Here is a 19,443-nt window from a genome sequence, read left to right as displayed (position 1 = left end):
GTCATGACCAAGCAGCAGACCAACGGCCGCACGCCCGCGCAGTTGTGGGTGGACTACGAACAACTGGTGGTTGCCACCGACGCCGCGTGGCACGCCTACGAGAAAGCGTCGGCTACTGCCGACGTCAAGTACACCGAGTACCAGGCCGCCGCCATCCAGCGTGGTGAGGCGTATCTGGCCTGGGACAAGGCGAACCAGACCCGCAACGAGGTCTATGACGCCTACTGGGCGACCTACGACCAGGTCGTCTGACGGTAGATCGGTCGGGGGCGGTTCGACTCCTAACGTCCCCGACCACCGCCGCCTGACACGTACGTGTCCAAAGACGGCGCAGGGCCGGCATCGACTCCTACATCACTACCGGCCCCGCACTTTCCGAACTCATCCAGCCCTGAAAAGGGAGGACTCGTCATGCCCAAGTCTAGGTCCAACCTGCCCGACCGCATCACCCGCCGCGGCCGGGCGGGAAACGTTCCCATCATCGAAATCGCCGAGCAGCGGCACAACGTGCGCATCGCCAAGCTCACCTTCTGGGTCGTCGGCCTGGTCGGCTGGCCCACCATCGCCGTCATCACCTACGGGGTGCTCGGTCCGCACGGCATCGCCCACGCGCTGCTGGCCGCGTCCGTCGGCTTCCTTGCCGCGCTCGCCCTCGCCGTGACGGCCAGCCTGGTCGTGCTGGCCTGGCCTGTGGTCCGGGTGCTGTGGCACTGGGCCGCCGAGATCACCCTCGGCGCCGTTCTGCTCGCCGGCTACCTGGCCCTGGTCCAGGTCGTGTCGTTCTGGCTGGCCCTGGCCATCCTGGCCGCCTGCACGGTGGCGCCAATGGTGCTGCCGTTCACCCGCCACGCCGTCACGCCGGTCGTGTGGTGCGCCGTCTGGCGCCACCGGCTGCGGCTGTCGTTCGACGCCTTCATCAAGTCCAACCGCTACGGCTCCGTGCCGTTCATCCTGACCGCCCGCCCGACCCCCGCCGGGGGCCGCATCTGGGTGTGGCTGCGCCCCGGGCTGTCGCTGGCCGACCTGGAAGCCCGTCTGGACAAACTCGCCGTCGCCTGCTGGGCCAAAGAGATCAAGATCGCCCCGGCCTCCAACCGGCACGCCGCCCTGATCCGGGTGGACGTCACTGCCCGCGACCCGCTCACGGCCAAGGTGCTCTCGCCGCTGACGCGGCTCATCCCGTTGCACCGCAACGCATCCGACGACGCGCCGGTCTCCCCGGCCCTCGCCCCGACCGCCCTCGACCTGACCGACGTGCCCGAGGACGACTTCAGTGCCCCGGCCGACGCTCCGGCCACCGAGCGCAAACCGCTCAAGCCCGTGCGCACCACCACGCCGGCCACCGCGCCGGCCCCCGCCGCCACGTCCAGCGGCGACGACCTCTCCGACTGGATCTGACCTGTCCGCACCCGGCGCGGGCCCTGCCCTGCGGGGCATCCCGCGCCACCCAATCCCTTGTGAAGGAGAACGCCATGCCCGCCACCCGCGCGGCACCCGCCACCGGACCGGACACCGTGCCGGTCGGCCCCGTCCTGTCCGCCTTCGACCCCGTTTACCTGGGCATCGACGAATTCGGCGCGCCCGTGTCCGTGCCGCTGATCTACCGCAACATGCTCATGGGCGGCGAACCCGGCGCCGGGAAATCCTCCCTGCTCAACACCGCTCTCGGCCACGTCGCCCTGTGCACCGACACCCGGCTGTGCCTGCTGGACGGCAAGCAGGTCGAACTCGGCCTGTGGCGTGAGGCCGCCGACGTGTTCGTCGGCCCTGACCTGACCCGCGCCAACCGCACTCTGATGCGCCTGCAGCGCGTGATGGACAACCGCTACGCCTACCTGCTGTTCCACAAACGACGCAAGATCAGCCGCGCCGACGGGATGAACGTCATCGTCTGCGCCATCGACGAGATCGCCTACTTCTCCGCCACCGCCGGCGACAAACCCGACCGGGAACTGTTCTCCGCCCTGCTACGCGACATCGTCGCCCGGGGCCGCGCCGTCGGCATCATCGTCATCGCCGCCACCCAACGTCCCTCGGCCGACATCATCCCCCCGTCGCTGCGCGACCTGTTTGCCTGGCGGTTTGCCGGCCGCACCACCAACGACGTGTCCTCCGACATCATCCTCGGCCACGGCTGGGCCGCCCGCGGCTTCACCGCCAACACCATCGCCACCGACAACCCCGGCGCCGGCCTGCTCATCGCCGAAGGCGGCATCCCTTACCTGATCAAAGGCGCCTACCTGTCGGACGCCGACATCATCGCCCTGGCCGACTACGCCGCCTGGATCCGCCGCCCCGGCCACCTCGCCACCGTGCCTACCTCGCACCTCGTGGCGGCCGCCTGACCTACGAAAAGCGCTCGGGACCCGCACTCAGCTTGCCGGCAGACGCGGGCCCCGAACCATCCACCACCCAGGAAAGGACGTGGACATCATGCACCCTACCGACCATCAGCCCGCCGTGACCGGCGTCGAGCAGACGCCGGCCCAGACGCTGCGCGGCGCCGCGCTCTATCTGGAGCGCCATGGCTGGATCCAGGGCGACTACTACCGCCCCGACGCCACCGGCCCGTTCCCGCCCGCCTGCGCCGTGGGCGCGATCCGCATGGCCGCCTTCGGCAGCCGGATCACCGACGACGACTGCATCGCCGCCGAGATGCGCGACCACGCCCGCGCGATCGACGTCCTGGTCGACTTCCTCGACCTGACCGACCCGCCGCCGTGGGACACATACGGCGATCCATCTCCCTTCACCTGGAACGACGTTCCCGGCCGCACCGCCGACGAGGTCACCGCCACCATGCGGGGCGCCGCCGACGACTGGGACCGCATGCACCGAGGTGCCGAATGAGCGCCCCGGCCGTCAAGACAGCCTTGACACCCGACCGCCCCCGGCGCGTCGTCGAGAACGACGCCTACGCCGCGTTCATCCGCCGGGCCTTGCGCGCCTACGGCCGCCGCGTCGCCACCGGCGACGTCGAAGCCCTCCGCGACCTCGTCGCCCTGTCCACGGAGGTCGACCACGCCATGTCGACTGCCGTCGTCGGCCTCCGGGCCTTCGGCTACTCCTGGGCCGAAATCGCCAACCGCCTCGGCATCAGCCGCCAGGCCGCCCACGAACGCTGGGGCGGCGACCGGCCATGACCAGCTTCGACCGCGAACAATCCGACTACTGGTTCAACGACGCCTGCCGCAAAGGCGAACTGCTCGGCCGCATCGATTTCTGGGTTGATGCCCCGCTGGATACGCCCGACTACGCGACCCCGGTCAGCGCCGATCAGGCGCTTGCCCAGATCCGCCGCCTGCTCGCGGAGTACAGCGCCGAACGCGCCGGCCAGACCACCGGCGGGGGTGCCTGATGCCGCCCAACGCCTACCTGGACACCCTGGTCGCGCTCGGCCGCTACATCGAGTTTTACGACCCTGACGGCACCCGCTTCGGGCTGCCGACCTTCCCCTACCGGCACGCCCCCGACGGGTACGCCACCCGCCGCCAACTACGCGCCCGTGGGCTACGCCCCGCCGGCCAACCGATCGCCGGCCAGATCCTGTGGCGGCACAAGAAGCAATGCCGGGTGGCCTACCTCTACCCGCTTGCCGGGGCCAAACCCAAGCGCACCGCCACGGCCGCCCAGCTCGCCGCCGTCGCCAAGGCGCTGAGCGCCCGACGGACCTGCCCGACCTGCGGCCAGGTCAAGGGCTACTACATCCCCCGCCGTTACGGCGAATGCCTCGACTGCCACCCCGGAGGTCCGCGATGACCACCAGCACCCCGCCCCGTCACGAACGCCTCTACAACCGGCTCGCCGTGGAAGCGGCGTGTGCCCGGATGAACCCCGATCCCGACAAGCTCGCCGCTGCCATCGACGCCTTCACCAAGCGGGCCGCCACCGCCGGCTACTGGCCCCTGGTGGTCGACACCACCGCCACGGCCATCAACACCATCCACCTCGTGCACGCCACCGAATGCCGTACTCCCGGCTGCGGCACCTGCGCCGCGATCTCCCTGGCGGTCACCGCCACCGCCGCGCACTACACCGTCACCCGGAGCCGGTCATGACCACCAAACCGCTCGGTGACTGCCCAATCTGCCTGGGCGTCATGGCCCCGGCCGGCATCCACCCCGTCCTCGGCCCGGTCTACCGCATCTGCCCGGCCTGCTACGCGCCCTGCCGCACCTGCAACGGCGACGCCGTCTGGCCCGCCCAACTCGGCGCCTTCGAATACCTCACCGACGCCCTCTACGCCCTCGGCTTCGCCATCGACCTGTGCCGGGGCTGCCTCGGCGTCCTCGACATCCACCCCGCCACCACGGAGGTGACCCGATGACCACTGCGACCCAACTCCACCGCATCCGCTGGGCCGTACGCGCCACCCTCGCCCTCGGCGTGGCCGCATCCGTGGCCGCCAACATCCTGCACGCCAACCACAACCCCATCAGCCAGACCATCGCCGCCTGGCCCCCACTGGCGCTGCTGCTGACCGTCGAACTGATCTCCCGCATCCCCGTCCACCGCGCCGGCCTATCCGTGGTCCGGATCTCGGCCACCGCGATCATCGCTGGCATCGCCGCCTGGGTCTCCTACTGGCACATGGTCGGCGTCTGCATCCGCTACGGCGAAACCACCGTGTCGGCCCACCTGATGCCGTTGTCCGTCGACGGCCTCATCGCCGTCGCCTCCATCAGCCTCGTCGAGCTCGCCGGCCGCATCCGCGCCACTGACCGGGCCGACGCCCACACCACCCCGACCATCGGCACCGAACCCCCGGCCGCGCCCACCAGCATCGCGCCAGCCGCCGACCCCGGCACACCCATCACCGACGTCGAACCACGCCCGGACACCGTCCCGGCCGCGCTGCTACCCGGCGCCCGCATCATCGCCGCATCCCACCGGCAGGCCACCGGCCAGCCCATCACCCCACTCCTGCTGGCCGAACGCATGAACCTGCCGGCCGACACCGCCGACCGCATCCTCACCGCCCTCGGTGAACACACCGGCGGGTCGGCCCTGACTGTCGCCCACAACGGCCACCCGCACGGAGCTGGCCGGTGAGCGTCTCGACGCTGACCGTCGCACCCGGAACCCCCGCGGCCCCGGGTGCGGCCCCGCGCGCCGAGCCGACCGCCACCATCTACCGCCTGCCTATCCCCGGCACCCGGCCACCGGCCGGCACCCCGGCCCACGAACTCGCCTTCCAACGCGCCGCCACCGACCCCGACGTATTCGCCTGGCTCGACCACATCCGCCCCGCCGCCGGCTGCACCCACCCCATCCGCCTCGCCGGCACCGTGGCCACCGTCGACACCTCGACGGATCAGGTGCTGTCGGCTGTGGACACCGCTGACATGCCCGACGGCGTCATCTACAAGCCCTGCGGTAACCGCCGCGCCACCGTCTGCCCCTCCTGCGCCGACACCTACCGCCGCGACGCCTACCAGCTCATCCGCGCCGGCCTCGTCGGCGGCAAAGGCATCCCCGCCACCGTCGCCGCCCACCCGGCCGTGTTCCCCACCCTCACCGCCCCGAGCTTCGGCCACGTCCACACCCGCCGGGCCAGCAAGACCGGCCGCCAGTTGCGCTGTCGGCCGCGCCGCCACCCCGTCCTGTGCCCGCACGGTGTCGACCTGCGCTGCGACCGTATCCACGCCGCCGACGAACGCGCCCTCGGCCAGCCGCTGTGTCTGGAGTGCTACGACCACGACGCCGAAGTCATCTGGAACTACGAAGCCCCGGAACTGTGGCGGCGCACCACCATCGCCATCACCCGCGCGATCCGCCGCCGCGCCAAAACCCTCGGCATCCCGGCCAAGCGGGTGCGGCTGTCGTTCGGCAAGGTGGCCGAGATGCAACGCCGGGGCGTGGTGCACTACCACGCCATCGTCCGCCTCGACGGCGCCGACCCCGACCACCCCGACGCGCTCCTCCCACCCCCACCCGGCCTCACCGTCGACGACCTCGTCGACGCCGTCGACCACGCCGCCCGCACCACCGGCTTCACCACCGACCCGCACCCGGCCAACCCGGCCGGCTGGCCCATCGCCTGGGGCGAGCAGGTCGACATCCGGCCCGTACGCGTGCACGGCGACGGCGCCATCACCGACGGCATGGTCGCCGGCTACCTGGCCAAGTACGCCACCAAGTCCACCGAAGCCACCGGCCACACCTCCCGGCGGCTGACCGATGAGACCATCGACCTGCACGCCGACCCCGACGGCTCCCACACCGAGCGCCTCGTCGACGCGTGCTGGACACTCGGCCGACCGCGCGACTGGCGGGGCCTGCGCCGCTGGGCACACATGCTCGGCTTCGGCGGCCACTTCCTCACCAAATCCCGCCGCTACTCGGTCACCTTCCGCCTCCTGCGCGACCGGCGCATCATCTGGCGCCGCACCGAATCCGGCGACCTCGCCGCCCACCACACCCAGCAGACCACCGCCATCGTCGGCCTACTCGCCTACGCCGGCGCCGGCTGGCGCACCCCCGGCGACGCCCTCCTGGCAAACACCTCCGCCGCCCTGGCCCGCGAGCGACAACAGGCCGCCCGCGACGCCCTCACCGACCAGATCAACACCTCGCCCTACGCGACACCCCAACCGCTCGCCGCCTGACCGAATCAGCGTCAAGGCGTCCTTGACACGAAAGGCCCGACCGTGGACACCACCACACCGCTCGACCAGTCGCCCCGTCCGGGGCGTCGTCAGCGTGCTCATCGGTCGCGGCCTGACCCACGCATGAGAGGACCGATGACCCCCGCCCCGACGACCCCCGACACCAAGGACCTCTACCGCATCCCGGAGGCCATGCGACGGCTCAGCCTCAGCCGATCCGTCATCTACGAGCAGATCCGCACCGGCCGGCTGCGCACCGTCAAGCAGGGCCGCACCCGGCTGGTACCCGCATCCGCCGTCGCCGACTACATCGCCCTGCTCGAACGCGAGACCCTGAAGGGAGCCGCCTGATGACCAAACGCCGTGGCCGCGGCGAGGGTGGTCTGCACTGGGACGAAGCCCGCCAGCGGTGGATCGCCTCAGTCACCGCCGGCTACACCCCCGCCGGCAAACGCATCGTCCGCAAGGGCAGCGGCAAGACCAAGACCGAGGCACGGGCGAAGCTGCGCGAGAAGATCCGCGAGTACGAAGACGGCCTCGCCATCGCCACCAACAGCCTCACCGTCGCCGACGCGGTCACCGACTGGCTGACCTACGGCCTGACCGGGACCGTCGACAACACCCGCGACAACTACGCCGTCCTCGCGCGCACGCACATCATTTCCGGCCTCGGCGCCCGCAAGCTGCGCGACCTGAGCGCCACCGACGTCGACCGGTGGCTGGCCGACAAGGCCAGGAGTCTGAGCACTCGCACGCTGCGGCTGCTGCACTCGATCCTCAACCGCGCGATCATCCGGGCCATGGCCCGCGACAAGGTCAAACGTAACGTCGTGGCCCTGTGCCATGTCCCCCAGGGTCAGCAGGGTCGCCCGTCGAAGTCACTCACCCTCGACCAGGCCAAGGCGCTGCTCGCGGCCGCCGCCGACAGCCCGATGCACGCCTACATCGTGGTCTCCCTGCTCACCGGCGCCCGCACCGAGGAGCTTCGCGCGCTCACCTGGGACCGCGTCGACCTCGACGGCAAGCCCGACGCCCAGCCGCCGATCCCACCGTCGATCGAGGTCTGGCACTCCGTCCGGGTCGGTGGTGACACCAAGACCCGGAAGTCCCGGCGGACCCTCGCCCTGCCCGTGCGCTGCGTCGCCGCGCTCCGCCATCACCGCGAGCGCCAGGGCGCCGGCCTCGACGGACGGCTCGTGTTCGCCAGCGCCGCCGGCACCGAGCTGGACCGCCACAATGTGCTGCGCGCCTTCCGCCCGGTCGTCAAGCAGGCTGGTTTGCACCCCGACCAGTGGACTCCTCGCGAGCTGCGGCACAGCTTCGTGTCCCTGCTGTCCGACAGCGGCATGCGCGTCGAGGACATCGCGGACCTGTGCGGGCACTCGGGTACGACCGTCACCGAGACCGTCTACCGCCACCAGCTCCGGCCGGTGCTGCTTCAGGGCGCCGTGGCCATGGATGAGATCTTCGGGGTGGACCACCGTGAGGGTTAGTCACCCAGATAGTCACCCAGAGACGACGAGAGGGCATATCCATCAATGGAATATGCCCTCTGAGCTGTGTCGGGACGGCCGGATTTGAACCGACGACCCCTTGACCCCCAGTCAAGTGCGCTACCAAACTGCGCCACGTCCCGTTGCCACCACAGCCATGCCCTGGCAGCCGGTACAGCGTAGCGCACCGCTACACCGATGTGCGCGGGGCATTCCCCCCGGAGCGGCGAAGACCCACGAGACCTACGAAGACCCGACCTACGATGGAAGAGACCATGCGGGCACGCAACCGGGTCCTCGCCACCGTCGCCGTGACGGCGACCGGGCTGGCCGCGCTCACCACCATGACGGCCACGCGCCCCAGCGCAGACAACCCGCCTACAGGATGGCGGTTCGAGAGTTCCCTGGGCGCCCAGGTCGCGGTACCGGCCTACTGGGAGGTCAACGACAGCGGCTGCGGGATGACCGCCAGGCCCAGCGTCGTACGCGGCAAGGGCTTGCAGACGCTGTGTTACACCCGCGAGCCCGCCACCAAGGAGCTGGCGATCATCCGGGAGGCCCCGGAACAGAGCTCCCCGAAGCAGGGCTCCCCCACCACGATCGACGGCGTACCGGCCCAGCGCGACGAGATGCGCCTGGCGGACGGCCGGTACGCCGGGTGGATCTCGGTACCCTCCCGCCACGTCACGCTCGACGTACGGACTCGCAACCCACAGACGACGGACTGGATTCTGCACAGCTTCAGGCTCGTGGACGTCGACCATCTGGGCTGCCCCACCCGGCCCCCGAACACGACCGGTCCCCCGCCCCGGGCCGGCTTCGTCCCGGCCGATCCTGCCAGGATCAGCGTCTGCTACTACGCCGGTACCGACCGGCTCCAGGCGTCGGCCGAGATCACCGGCGACGAGGCCCACCGGCTGGTCGGGATGATCAACGCGGCCCCGCCCGGCCGCAATCCTGACCGGCCGGCCCGCAGCTGCGACGCCCGCACCGACCGGCCCGACCCCGACGCCATGCTGCGGGTGACCACCACGACCGTACGGATCCGCTTCAGCTCCTGTACGCGGCGTGGCCTGGACAACGGCGCCGCCACCGCCCAGGTCACGAACGACCTGGTCCGGACGATGATGGCGCCGGTCCACGCCGGCTACAGCCTCAGCGGCGACCTTCCGGGCTGAGCGCCATCAGCGGCGTCACGAGTTCCCGCAGCAGGTCGACCCCGTGCTCGGTCAGTACCGACTCAGGGTGGAACTGGACGCCGGCGAACGACGACCCCCGCAGCGCGTGGACCTCACCGGAGTCCGGGTCACGACTGACGTCCAGGCCGGAAGCGGCACCACGACACACAGCCGTGTACGTCGAGTAGAAGGCCACCCGCTCCGGCCGGCCGAAGAAGTCGATCTCGCGCTGCATCCCCTGGTACGGCGCGTCCTTCCGATCCAGCGGCAGGCCCAGCACCGCCGAGAGCACCTGATGGCCCAGGCAGATCGCCAGCATCGGCTGCCGCTCCGCCAGCAGGTCGCGCACCAGCCGGTGCAGCGTGGCCATCTTCGGATCGCTGAGATCGGCCGGATCGCCCGGCCCCGGTCCGACCACGACCAGGTCGAAACCCTCACGATCAAAGTCTTCACGGTACGAGCGGAGCGTCACCGCGAAGCCCAGGGCCCTCAGCTGGTGGGCGAGCATGCCGGTGAACGTGTCCTCGGCGTCCACGACGAGCACCCGCCGGCCGGCGAACACCGGCGAGGCGATCACCCGCTCCTGGAGCCAGAACCGGGCCAGCGTCTCGTTCCGCCGCGCCAGCTCCGCCCGTACCAGATCATCGGCGGCGAACAGGGCCGGTGAAGAACCGTCGGTGCTCCCCCGCAGGCCCAGGGCTGCCATGACGCCTGCCGCCTTGGCGTACGTCTCGGCCACCTCGTGCGCGGGGGTGGAGTGCCGTACCAGGGTCGCCCCGACGGGCACCCGAAGCGAACCGTCAGCGGAGATGACGGCGGTACGGATCAGGATCGGCGCGTCGAGCGTCTGCCTGCCGGTGTCGTCCCGGCCGATCAGGGCGAGTACGCCGCCGTAGTATCCGCGTCCGCGCCGCTCGTGGCGGGCCACCACCCGGCAGGCGTTCTCGATCGGGCTGCCGACGACGGTCGGCGCGAACATGGTCTCCCGCAGCACCTCGCGGACGTCCTTCGAGCCGCGCCCGACGAGCAGGTACTCGGTGTGGGTGAGGTGGGACATCTGCTTGAGGTACGGCCCGACGACCTGCCCACCCCGGTCCGCGACGGTCGCCATCATCTTGAGCTCCTCGTCGAGCACCATGTACAGCTCGTCGCGCTCCTTGCCGTCGGCGAGGAACGCCAGCAGCCCGTCGCGGTCGGGGCCACCGGCCGGGTGCCGGTACGTGCCGCTGATCGGGTTCATCATGACCAGGCCGTCGTCGACGCTGACGTGCCGCTCGGGGCTCGCGCCGACGAATGTCAGGGAACCGGTGTGGACCAGGAACGTCCAGTACGCGCCGCGCTCGTCGCGCAGCAGCCGGGCGAACGCGGCCAGCGCGGCGGTCAGCGGATCACCGTCGACGCTCGCCTGGTACACCCGGTGGATCACGAAGTTGGAGCCCTCGCCCCGGCCGATCTCGTCGCGGAGCACGGTACCGACGATGTCCGCGTAGGTGGCGTCGTCCACGTCGAAGCGGCCACCGGTCACGCGCGGCGGGTCGGATGGCAGCGCCGCCAGGACCTCGTCGACGGGCAGTTCACGGTGCTGGGCGATGCGCAGGTACTGAAGCGGCGCGCCGTCGTCGACCGCCTCGAAGCCGCGTTCGCGCACCTGTTGATACGGCACCAGCAGGAGTACGTCGAGAGCGGTGTCGCGCAGCGGTACGTCGGCCAGGCGCTCGGCCGTCTCGACGGGGCCGGTGAGGATCTCGACGTGGTCGCGGCCCTCACGGCGCAGCAGCGCGAACGGGCCGGTGGGGATCTCCATGGGGCGTTCCTTTCGGCTTAATAGCCTCTCGGTGACGCCGCCTGCCCCGGGGCGGAATGACCGCGGAAACGCCGACGGCCGCCTCGGAAAAGGCGGCCGCGGATGACTGTGTCGCGCGCGGGTCTGGGTGGGCCGCCGATCAGGCGGGCCACCAACTGTTCAGGCGCGCGGACATGCCGGACAGCGTATCAGCCCCGTCCGCGCCCGTGGTTCTGCTTCTTGCGCGGGCGCACCGACACGTGGATCGGCGTACCGGCGAAGTCGAACTCCTCGCGCAGTCGGCGCTCCACGAACCGGACGTACCCGGGATCCAGCGCCCCGGTGGTGAACAGCACGAACCGCGGCGGGCTCGTACCGGCCTGGGTGGCGAACAGGATGCGGGGCGACTTCCCACCGCGTACGGGGTGCGGGGTGGCCTGTACCAGCGCGGTGAGGAACTGGTTGAGCCGGCCGGTGGAGATCCGCCGTGACCAGTTGTCCAGCGCGGTACGCAGGGCCGGGGCGAGCTTGTCGACGGCGCGGCCGGTCTTGGCGGAGATGTTCAGCCGCAGCGCCCACGGCACCCGGCGCAGCTCGCGCTCGACCTCGCGGCCCAACTGGTAGCGCCGGTCCTCGTCGACGAGGTCCCACTTGTTGAACGCGATGATCAGCGCGCGGCCCGCCTCGGCGACCATCGTGATGATGCGCTGGTCCTGCTCGCTGATCGGCTCGTGGGCGTCGAGCAGGACGACGGCGACCTCGGCCGCCTCGATCGCGGCGGACGTGCGCAGGCTGGCGTAGTACTCGGTACCGCTGGCGAAACCGACCCGCTTGCGCAGGCCTGCCGTGTCGACGAGGTTCCAGATCTCGCCGCCGATGCTGACCAGGCTGTCCACCGGGTCGACGGTCGTACCGGCGACCGAGTCGACGACCGCCCGCTCCTCCCTGGCCAGCCGGTTGAGCAGGCTGGACTTGCCGACGTTGGGGCGGCCCACGAGCGCCACCCGGCGGGGACCGCGCGGGCGGACCATGCCGGTCGGATGCTCGGGAATCGCGTCCAGGACGGCGTCGAGCAGGTCGCCCGAGCCTCGACCGTGCAGCGCCGACACCGGGTGCGGCTCGCCCAGGCCCAGCGACCACAGCAGGGTCGCCTCGGCCTCCAGTCGGGCGTTGTCGACCTTGTTGGCGACCAGGACCACCGGCTTGCCGCCGCGGCGCAGCATGCGTACGGCCGCCTCGTCGTCGTCGGTCGGGCCGACCGTCGCGTCGACCACGAACAGCACCACGTCCGAGGTCTGCACCGCGGCCTCGGCCTGCGCCGCGATCGCCTTGGCCCGGTCGCGGGCGTCGGGCTCCCAGCCGCCGGTGTCGACGATCGTGAAGCGGCGCCCGGACCACAGCGCGTCGTAGGCGACCCGGTCGCGGGTCACGCCGGGGACATCCTCCACGACCGCCTGCCGCCGGCCGATGATCCGGTTGACCAGGGTGGACTTGCCGACGTTCGGCCGCCCGACGACCGCGACGACGGGTACCGGCCCCTCGTCGACGTCCTCGATGTCACCCTCGGCGGCCTCGGCTTCCTCGAAGTCGCTCTCGTCGAACTCGCCCTCGTCGAAGTCGACCTCGACGTCGACGTCGGCCTCGTCCAGTCCCGTCCAGCCCGGCTCGTTGCTCGTCACCGTCGCGTCGCCCCGTCCACCAGTGTTGTCAAGTAGGCCACGACCTCGTCGATACCCATGTCCGTGCTGTCGAGCACCACCGCGTCGTCGGCCTGGCGCAGCGGGTCGGCCTTACGGCTGGAGTCGAACTTGTCGCGGCGGGCCAGGTCTGCCACTGTCGCCGCCAGGTCGGTGGCGGTCTCGGCGCTGCGCCGGCGGCCCCGCTCCGCCTCCGACGCGGTCAGGTAGACCTTCAGGTCGGCATCGGGCGCCACGACGGTGCCGATGTCCCGGCCCTCGACGACGATGCGCCCCGCGGCGACGATGATCTCGCGCTGCTGGGCGACCAACTTCGCGCGTACCGCCGGGACCGCCGCGACCGGCGACACGGCCGCGGTGACCTCGGACCCGCGGATCGGCCCGTCGACGGGGGTGCCGTCCACGCTGATGTGCGGGGCCTCAGGATCGGTACCGACCGAGAGGAGCACGCTGTCGGCGACCTTGGTGACCGCGTCGGCGTCTGCCGGGTCGATCCCGTCGCGCAGCACCGCCCAGGTCACGGCCCGGTACATCGCGCCGGTGTCCAGGTACCGGGCGCCGAGCGCGACGGCGAGACGGCGCGAGACGGTGGACTTGCCGGACCCCGAGGGGCCGTCCACGGCCACCACACAACGCTGTTCGCTCACCTTGTCCGCCTCCGATACGCTCCGACGACCCCCTCAATAATGCCGGTCGTCGCCCGAGCGCCTTCGGCCGGCTACCCTCCGACCGACTTGAACAGGGCGGCGACCTCCGCGTTGGTGAGCCGGCGGGTACGGCCCGGCTTGAGATCACCGAGCCGGATCGGCCCGATCGCGGTACGGATCAGCCGGCTCACCGGGTGGCCGACCTCGTCGAACATGCGGCGGACGATGTGCTTGCGGCCCTCGTGCAGGACGATCTCGATCAGGGCGGTGCGCCCGAAGGCATCCACCAGCTTGAACGCGTCGGCCTTGGCCGGCCCGTCCTCGAGCTCGACGCCCTTGAGCAACTGCCGGCCGACCGCCCGGGGCACCGGGCCGGCGACCTCGGCGCGGTACGTCTTGGGCACCTCGTACGAGGGGTGCATGAGCCGGTGCGCGAGGGTGCCGTCGTTGGTGAGCAGCAGCAGCCCCTCGCTGTCGGCGTCGAGCCGCCCGACGTGGTACACCCGCTGGTTGACGTCGCCCACGTAGTCCGCGAGGGCTTCCCGGCCGCGCTCGTCGGCCATGGTCGACACCACGCCGCGCGGCTTGTTCATCGCGATGTACACCAGCTTGGTGTTGGTGACCACCCGCTGGCCGTCGACGTGGATCTCGGCGGTCTCGGGGTCGACCTTGTCCCCCAGGCTCGCTCTCTGGCCATCGACGGTGACCCGGCCGGCGGCGATCAGCACCTCGCAGGCGCGGCGTGAACCGACCCCGGCGGAGGCGAGGACCTTCTGCAGCCGTTCGGCATTCTCGGACTCAACCTTGGGCATTGGCTATCTCATCCACATCGTCGGGCAGGAACGGGGCCAGCGGGGGCAGGTCCTCGACGCTGTTGATACCCAGCTTCTCGAGGAACAGTGGCGTCGTCCGGTACAGGAACGCGCCGCTGTCGGGTTCGCTCCCGCAGTCCTCGATCAGGCCGCGGGACAGCAGGGTACGCACGACGCCGTCGCAGTTGACGCCACGGATGGCCGAGATACGCGAGCGGGTGACCGGCTGCTTGTACGCGATCACGGCGAGGGTCTCGAGCGCCGCCTGGGTCAGGCGTACCTGCTGGCCGTCGAGGACGAAGCGCTCCACGTACGCGGCGTAGTCGGCCCGGGTGTACAGCCGCCAGCCCCCGGCCGCGCGCCGCAGTTCGAAGCCGCGCCGCTGTGCGGTGTAGTCGCCGACCAGGTCGACGAGTACGGCCAGGATGCGGTCGGTGGGCTGATCGAGTACCTGGGCGAGGGTGATCTCGGAGACCGGCTCGTCGATGACGAGGAGGATCGACTCGACCGCCCCGCGCAGTTCGGTGGGGTCGTCGAGGATCGCGGGGTCGGGGGCGGGGGGCGGCTCGGGCGCATCGACCAGCTCCGACTCGGACTCCTCGACCGGCTCCGGCTCGGGTTCCGGCGTGAGCGACTCGGGCTCCGGCTCGGGGGCCTCCATGGGCTCGGCGGGCTGCCTCGGCGCGGGCGCCGCCACGGGCGCCTCGGCCGGCGCGGCCACCTCGGGCGCAGCCTCGGCCAGCACGACCGGCTCGGACTCGGACTCCTCAGCCAGCACGACCTCGGGCGCCTCGGCCGGCTCGACCTCGGGCGCCTCGGAAGCAGGCTCAGCAGCCGGCTCGGCGACCGGCTCGGGAGCGGGCTTGCGCTCCCACGGCGGTACCCAGGCCGCCGCCTGCTCCGCAAGCGACCGGGCCTCGTCCTCGCCACTCACTCCGACTCACCTTCCTGACCGCCGAGCTCCGGATCATCAGGTTCCTGACCACCGGAACGCTCACCCTCAGTGTCGTCCTCGCCGTACTCGTCGATGTCGAGACCGTCGGCGCTCGCGTCGTCGGAGCCGCTCCAGCGTACGGTCAACTCCCCCAGCGCCTCCACCTGTTCGAAGCCGACCAGCCCCTCCCGGTACAGCTCCAGCAGGGCCAGGAACCGGGCCACCACCTCGAGGGTGCTCTGGCAGTCGGTGCACAGGGTACGGAAGGAGGCCGTCCGGATCCGGATCAGCTGCTCCCGCAGTATCTCGGCATGCTCGCGGACGCTGACGCGCACCATGTGGATGTGGTCGATCGAGACGACCGGCGGCGCCTTCGGTGTGAACGCCTTCATCGCCAGCTCCGCCAGCCGCTCCGGGCCGAAGCCGAGCACCAGGTCGGGCAGGGCCTCGGCGTACCGGGGCTCGAGCTGGACCGAGCGGGGCCACCGGCGCGCCGCCACCGCCTCCATCGCGGAGATGGCGGACGCCGCCTCCTTGAACGCCTTGTACTGGAGCAGCCGCGCGAACAGCAGGTCCCGCGCCTCGAGCAGGGCGAGGTCCTCCTCGTCCTCGACGGCGGCCGCGGGCAGCAGCCGGGCCGCCTTCAGGTCGAGCAGGGTCGCGGCGATCAGGAGGAACTCGCTGGCCTCGTCGAGATCCCACTCGTCGCCCAGGGCCCGGATGTAGGCGATGAACTCGTCGGTGACCTGGTGCAGCGCCACCTCGGTCACGTCCAGCTTGTGCTTGCCGATCAGCTGCAGCAGCAGGTCGAACGGGCCGGTGAAGTTGGCCAGCCGTACGGTGAACCCGGCGGTCGACTCGTCGACGGACGACGCAGCAGTGGGGACGACGGGATCGTCGACTGGTACAGCTGGTTCGTCGACGGTCGCGGTCACCCGAAGACGGTAGCTCACGCCGGTGCCCCGCTCGGCGGAGCACCGGAGAATTCACACAGGGGGAAAGCTACCTGCCGTCCCGCTCGGCGTGCGCCGCGATGAGCTCGCGGGCGAGCTGCCGGTAGTTGCGCGCCCCCGAGGAGGCCGGGTCGAGCGTGGTGATCGGTGCGCCGGCGACGGTGGACTCGGGGAACTTCACGGTCTTGGTGACCACCGTCTGGTACACCTTGTCGCCGAAGGCCTCGACCACCCGCTGGAGCACCTGGCGGCAGTGGGTGGTGCGGCTGTCGTACATGGTGGCGAGGATGCCTTCGAGATCGAGGTCGAAGTTGAGCCGCTCGCGGACCTTGTCGATGGTGTCGAGCAGCAGCGCCACGCCGCGCAGGCTGAAGAACTCGCACTCCAGCGGGATCAGTACGCCGTGGGCGACGGTCAGCGCGTTGATCGTGAGCAGGCCCAGCGACGGCTGGCAGTCGATCAGGATGAAGTCGTAGTCGCGCAGCACCGGCCGCAGCACCCGGGCGAGGGCCATCTCCCGGGCCACCTCGTTGACGAGCTGGATCTCGGCGGCGGACAGGTCGATGTTGGCCGGCAGCAGGTGCAGCCCGGCGACGTTAGTCTTGATCTTGATGTCGTCGATGCCGACCTCGGAGTCCATCAGCAGGTTGTAGACCGACATCTCGAGCTCGTGCGGGTTGACGCCGAGGCCGACCGAGAGCGCGCCCTGCGGGTCGAAGTCGACCAGCAGCACCCGTCGGCCGTACTCGGCCAGGGCCGCGCCCAGGTTGATGGTGCTCGTGGTCTTTCCGACGCCGCCCTTCTGGTTGGCCAGGGCGATGATGCGCGCCGGGCCGTGGCGGTCGATCGGGACCGGGTCCGGGATCGGCCGGCGCGTGGTGTACGCCGTCGGATCGGCGGGGCCGAGCTGCGCGCCGAGGTCCATTGCGGACTGCTCCGCACGAAGGGCGGAGGTCCACGCCTCTGCCTGCTGCTCGCCAATGCCCATTTGGTTCCCGCCCCTCCCGGCGGCACAAGCCCGCCGCTTCGGGTCCGCACCGGCTCGCGACACCGGGCTTACGCGGAGAATGGCCGTCGCCCGACTGTACGCCACGGCCTACCCAAATCTCCTGACAGTCGCCCGGCGTGTCGTTACCGCCGTCATCCGAATACCGTCAGTGATCATCTTATTGACGGTCCGTACACAATGGACGATGTACCACGAATGGGCGACAAACTTCAGGCGCGGGCCCGCGGATGGGCGGTCGCGTACACCTCGCGCAGCCGCTCCACCGTGACCAGCGTGTACACCTGCGTCGTCGTCACCGACGCGTGCCCGAGCAGTTCCTGCACCACCCGGATGTCGGCGCCGCCGTCGAGCAGGTGGGTGGCGTACGAGTGCCGCAGGGTGTGCGGCGAGACGCCGTGCGCACCGTCGACCGGCAGTCCGGCCGCCCCGGCCGCCCGGCGCAGGATCGCCCACGCGCTCTGACGCGACAGCCGCCCGCCCCTGGCGTTGACGAACACCGCAGAGCTCCCCCGGCCGGCGGCCAGCAGCCCCGGCCGGGCCCGTACCAGGAAGGCGTCGAGCGCCTGGCGGGCGTACCCGCCGACGGGCACCAGGCGCTGCTTGCCGCCCTTGCCGTGGAGCAGGACCGTGCCCTCGCCCAGGTCGAGGTCGTCGACGTCGCAGCCGACCGCCTCGGAGATGCGCGCGCCGGTCGCGTACAGGAACTCCAGCAGCGCCCGGTCGCGGACCGCGAGCGGATCGTCGGCGCCGACCGCCGCCAGCAGCCGCTCCACCTGGTCGACGTCCAGGGCCTTGGGCAGCCGGCGGGGCAGCGTCGGCGGCTTGACCTCGCGCGCCGGGTCGTGCTCGGTCAGGCCCTCCCGGACGGCGAAGCGGTGCAGTCCGCGCACCGCGCTGGCGGCGCGGGCCGCGGACGCCGCCGACAGCGGCGGGTGCTCGTCGTCCCCCGCGCGCAGCGTGGCCAGGTGCGCGGCGACCTCGCGCGGCCCGACCGCGGCGAGGTCGGCGACCCCCGCCGCGGCGAGCACGGCCAGGTAGCGATCAAGATCACGACGGTACGAGCTGAGCGTGTTCGCCGCCAGGCCACGCTCGACCGTCAGGTGGTCAAGATAGGTTCGCAGTACCCGCCGTAGAGCCGGTCCGGGTTCGGGCTTCGCCGCCGGGACGTTCAGCCGAGCACCTCCGCGACCGGCACGTGCGTCAGACCGTGCGCCTCGGCCACCGGCCCGTACGTGAGCTGGCCGGCGTGCGTGTTCAGGCCCTTGGCCAGGGCCGGGTCGGCGCGCAGCGCGTCGCGCCAGCCCCGGTCGGCCAGCTCCACCGCGTACGGCAGGGTCACGTTGGTCAGCGCGTACGTGGAGGTGTGCGGCACCGCGCCGGGCATGTTGGCCACGCAGTAGAACAGCGAGTTGTGCACCTGGTACGTCGGATCGGCGTGCGTGGTCGGCCGCGAGTCCTCGAAGCAGCCGCCCTGGTCGATGGCGATGTCGACGAGCACGCTGCCGGCCTTCATCCGCTTGACCAGGTCGTTGGAGACCAGCGTCGGGGCCTTGGCACCAGGTACCAGCACCGCGCCGATGACCAGGTCGGCCTCGAGCACCGCCTTCTCGATCTCGTACAGGTTGGAGGCGACCGTCTGCAGGTGTCCGCGGTAGACCCGGTCGGCCTGGCGCAGCTTCTCGATGTTCTTGTCCAGCAGCACCACCTCGGCCTGCATGCCCAGCGCGATCGTGGCGGCGTTCATGCCGGACACGCCGGCGCCGATGACGACGACCTTCGCCCCGTGCACGCCGGGCACGCCGCCCATCAGCACGCCGCGCCCGCCACCGGAGCGCATCAGGTGATACGCCCCGACCTGCGGCGCGAGCCGCCCGGCCACCTCGGACATCGGGGCGAGCAGCGGCAGCGACCGGTCCGGCAGTTCCACGGTCTCGTACGCGATGCCGGTGACGCCGCGCTCCAGCAGCGCCCGCGTGCAGTCCGCCGACGCGGCCAGGTGCAGGTACGTGAACAGCACCTGCCCGGACCGCATCCGGTGGTACTCCTCCGCGATCGGCTCCTTGACCTTGCAGACCAGCTCGGCGGTCCCCCATACGTCGTCGGCGTCCGCGAGGATGGTCGCGCCGGCGGCGCGGTACTCCTCGTCGGTGATGGACGACCCCAGCCCGGCGCCGGCCTCGATGAGGACCTCGTGACCGTGGCGGACGAACTCGTGCACGCCGGCTGGCGTGATCGCTACCCGGTACTCGTGGACCTTGATCTCGCGCGGGATTCCGACCTTCACCGTGGTGACCCCTCAATCGCTTCGTGGTGGCCCCGTTGCCACCTG

At 71.2% G+C, this 19,443-nt stretch carries 23 protein-coding genes and 1 tRNA gene; 14 read left to right on the top strand and 10 right to left on the bottom strand.

All coding sequences use genetic code 11. The features are described 5' to 3' along the window. Window positions 1–3: 3 nt before the first annotated feature. The 13 genes from Pme01_RS13810 to Pme01_RS13750 all read left to right on the top strand — a co-directional run bounded on the left by Pme01_RS13810 (window position 4) and on the right by Pme01_RS13750 (window position 8,101). Window positions 4–252, top strand: a complete 249-nt coding sequence (locus tag Pme01_RS13810) for a hypothetical protein (RefSeq protein ID WP_168116808.1) — start codon at window positions 4–6, stop codon at window positions 250–252. Window positions 253–411: 159 nt separating this feature from the next. Continuing rightward, window positions 412–1,398: a hypothetical protein gene (locus Pme01_RS13805; RefSeq protein WP_168116809.1), complete on the top strand. Its 987-nt coding sequence runs from the start codon at window positions 412–414 to the stop codon at window positions 1,396–1,398. A gap of 74 nt (window positions 1,399–1,472) precedes the next feature. After that, window positions 1,473–2,345 (top strand): FtsK/SpoIIIE domain-containing protein, encoded by an 873-nt coding sequence (locus Pme01_RS13800; RefSeq protein WP_168116810.1) that lies wholly within the window; start codon window positions 1,473–1,475, stop codon window positions 2,343–2,345. Between the two features lie 88 nt (window positions 2,346–2,433). Then, window positions 2,434–2,850 (top strand): DUF6197 family protein, encoded by a 417-nt coding sequence (locus Pme01_RS13795; RefSeq protein WP_203935608.1) that lies wholly within the window; start codon window positions 2,434–2,436, stop codon window positions 2,848–2,850. Continuing rightward, window positions 2,847–3,143 (top strand): hypothetical protein, encoded by a 297-nt coding sequence (locus Pme01_RS13790; protein ID WP_168116812.1) that lies wholly within the window; start codon window positions 2,847–2,849, stop codon window positions 3,141–3,143. Before Pme01_RS13795 ends, Pme01_RS13790 begins: the two co-directional genes overlap by 4 nt. Continuing rightward, on the top strand, window positions 3,140–3,358 hold the full coding sequence (locus Pme01_RS13785; RefSeq protein ID WP_168116813.1) for a hypothetical protein: 219 nt from the start codon (window positions 3,140–3,142) through the stop codon (window positions 3,356–3,358). The genes Pme01_RS13790 and Pme01_RS13785 overlap by 4 nt, the downstream gene beginning before the upstream one ends. Continuing rightward, window positions 3,358–3,759: an RRQRL motif-containing zinc-binding protein gene (locus Pme01_RS13780; RefSeq protein WP_168116814.1), complete on the top strand. Its 402-nt coding sequence runs from the start codon at window positions 3,358–3,360 to the stop codon at window positions 3,757–3,759. The genes Pme01_RS13785 and Pme01_RS13780 overlap by 1 nt, the downstream gene beginning before the upstream one ends. Next, window positions 3,756–4,058: a hypothetical protein gene (locus Pme01_RS13775; protein ID WP_168116815.1), complete on the top strand. Its 303-nt coding sequence runs from the start codon at window positions 3,756–3,758 to the stop codon at window positions 4,056–4,058. The genes Pme01_RS13780 and Pme01_RS13775 overlap by 4 nt, the downstream gene beginning before the upstream one ends. Next, window positions 4,055–4,327: a hypothetical protein gene (locus tag Pme01_RS13770; RefSeq protein WP_168116816.1), complete on the top strand. Its 273-nt coding sequence runs from the start codon at window positions 4,055–4,057 to the stop codon at window positions 4,325–4,327. The genes Pme01_RS13775 and Pme01_RS13770 overlap by 4 nt, the downstream gene beginning before the upstream one ends. Continuing rightward, complete coding sequence (locus Pme01_RS13765; RefSeq protein WP_168116817.1) at window positions 4,324–5,052, top strand: DUF2637 domain-containing protein; 729 nt, start codon at window positions 4,324–4,326, stop codon at window positions 5,050–5,052. Before Pme01_RS13770 ends, Pme01_RS13765 begins: the two co-directional genes overlap by 4 nt. Further along, the gene (locus Pme01_RS13760; RefSeq protein WP_168116818.1) at window positions 5,049–6,608 is read left to right on the top strand and encodes a replication initiator; all 1,560 of its coding nucleotides are present in this window, start codon (window positions 5,049–5,051) and stop codon (window positions 6,606–6,608) included. The genes Pme01_RS13765 and Pme01_RS13760 overlap by 4 nt, the downstream gene beginning before the upstream one ends. A 135-nt stretch (window positions 6,609–6,743) precedes the next feature. Continuing rightward, window positions 6,744–6,959 carry a helix-turn-helix domain-containing protein gene (locus Pme01_RS13755; RefSeq protein WP_168116819.1) on the top strand — a complete coding sequence of 72 codons (216 nt, stop codon included), beginning with the start codon at window positions 6,744–6,746 and terminating at the stop codon, window positions 6,957–6,959. Then, window positions 6,959–8,101, top strand: a complete 1,143-nt coding sequence (locus tag Pme01_RS13750; RefSeq protein WP_168116820.1) for a site-specific integrase — start codon at window positions 6,959–6,961, stop codon at window positions 8,099–8,101. Before Pme01_RS13755 ends, Pme01_RS13750 begins: the two co-directional genes overlap by 1 nt. A gap of 69 nt (window positions 8,102–8,170) precedes the next feature. On the opposite strand, the gene Pme01_RS13745 is transcribed toward Pme01_RS13750, so the two are convergent. Beyond that, a tRNA-Pro gene (locus Pme01_RS13745) sits at window positions 8,171–8,244 on the bottom strand. A gap of 132 nt (window positions 8,245–8,376) precedes the next feature. Between Pme01_RS13745 and Pme01_RS13740 the strand changes: the two genes are divergently transcribed. Next, window positions 8,377–9,279 (top strand): hypothetical protein, encoded by a 903-nt coding sequence (locus Pme01_RS13740; protein ID WP_168116821.1) that lies wholly within the window; start codon window positions 8,377–8,379, stop codon window positions 9,277–9,279. Here the strand turns inward: Pme01_RS13740 and Pme01_RS13735 are convergent. The 9 genes from Pme01_RS13735 to ald all read right to left on the bottom strand — a co-directional run bounded on the left by Pme01_RS13735 (window position 9,257) and on the right by ald (window position 19,398). Further along, entirely contained in the window at window positions 9,257–11,083 is a 1,827-nt protein-coding gene (locus tag Pme01_RS13735; RefSeq protein ID WP_168116822.1) for an anthranilate synthase family protein, read from the bottom strand. The two genes, Pme01_RS13740 and Pme01_RS13735, sit on opposite strands and share 23 nt — an antisense overlap. A gap of 188 nt (window positions 11,084–11,271) precedes the next feature. After that, on the bottom strand, window positions 11,272–12,741 hold the full coding sequence (gene der / locus Pme01_RS13730; RefSeq protein WP_239088220.1) for a ribosome biogenesis GTPase Der: 1,470 nt from the start codon (window positions 12,739–12,741) through the stop codon (window positions 11,272–11,274). Further along, the gene (gene cmk, locus Pme01_RS13725) at window positions 12,738–13,406 is read right to left on the bottom strand and encodes a (d)CMP kinase (protein ID WP_239088219.1); all 669 of its coding nucleotides are present in this window, start codon (window positions 13,404–13,406) and stop codon (window positions 12,738–12,740) included. Before cmk ends, der begins: the two co-directional genes overlap by 4 nt. Window positions 13,407–13,477: 71 nt before the next feature. Continuing rightward, a complete protein-coding gene (locus Pme01_RS13720; protein WP_168116823.1) occupies window positions 13,478–14,218 on the bottom strand; it encodes a pseudouridine synthase in 741 nt (246 codons plus the stop codon). Continuing rightward, window positions 14,205–15,152, bottom strand: coding sequence for an SMC-Scp complex subunit ScpB (gene scpB / locus Pme01_RS13715; protein WP_168116824.1), 948 nt, complete (start codon window positions 15,150–15,152; stop codon window positions 14,205–14,207). Before scpB ends, Pme01_RS13720 begins: the two co-directional genes overlap by 14 nt. Continuing rightward, complete coding sequence (locus Pme01_RS13710) at window positions 15,149–16,087, bottom strand: segregation and condensation protein A (RefSeq protein WP_168116825.1); 939 nt, start codon at window positions 16,085–16,087, stop codon at window positions 15,149–15,151. Before Pme01_RS13710 ends, scpB begins: the two co-directional genes overlap by 4 nt. A gap of 67 nt (window positions 16,088–16,154) precedes the next feature. Beyond that, a complete protein-coding gene (locus Pme01_RS13705; RefSeq protein WP_168116826.1) occupies window positions 16,155–17,093 on the bottom strand; it encodes a ParA family protein in 939 nt (312 codons plus the stop codon). A gap of 230 nt (window positions 17,094–17,323) precedes the next feature. Beyond that, window positions 17,324–18,286, bottom strand: a complete 963-nt coding sequence (gene xerD, locus Pme01_RS13700) for a site-specific tyrosine recombinase XerD (protein WP_168116846.1) — start codon at window positions 18,284–18,286, stop codon at window positions 17,324–17,326. Continuing rightward, window positions 18,283–19,398: an alanine dehydrogenase gene (ald, locus tag Pme01_RS13695; RefSeq protein ID WP_168116827.1), complete on the bottom strand. Its 1,116-nt coding sequence runs from the start codon at window positions 19,396–19,398 to the stop codon at window positions 18,283–18,285. The genes xerD and ald overlap by 4 nt, the downstream gene beginning before the upstream one ends. Between the last annotated feature and the right edge of the window lie 45 nt (window positions 19,399–19,443).

This window comes from Planosporangium mesophilum, from assembly GCF_016863255.1.
In the GTDB taxonomy this organism is placed as follows: domain Bacteria; phylum Actinomycetota; class Actinomycetes; order Mycobacteriales; family Micromonosporaceae; genus Planosporangium; species Planosporangium mesophilum.
This window is presented reverse-complemented; position numbering and strand designations above follow the sequence as displayed.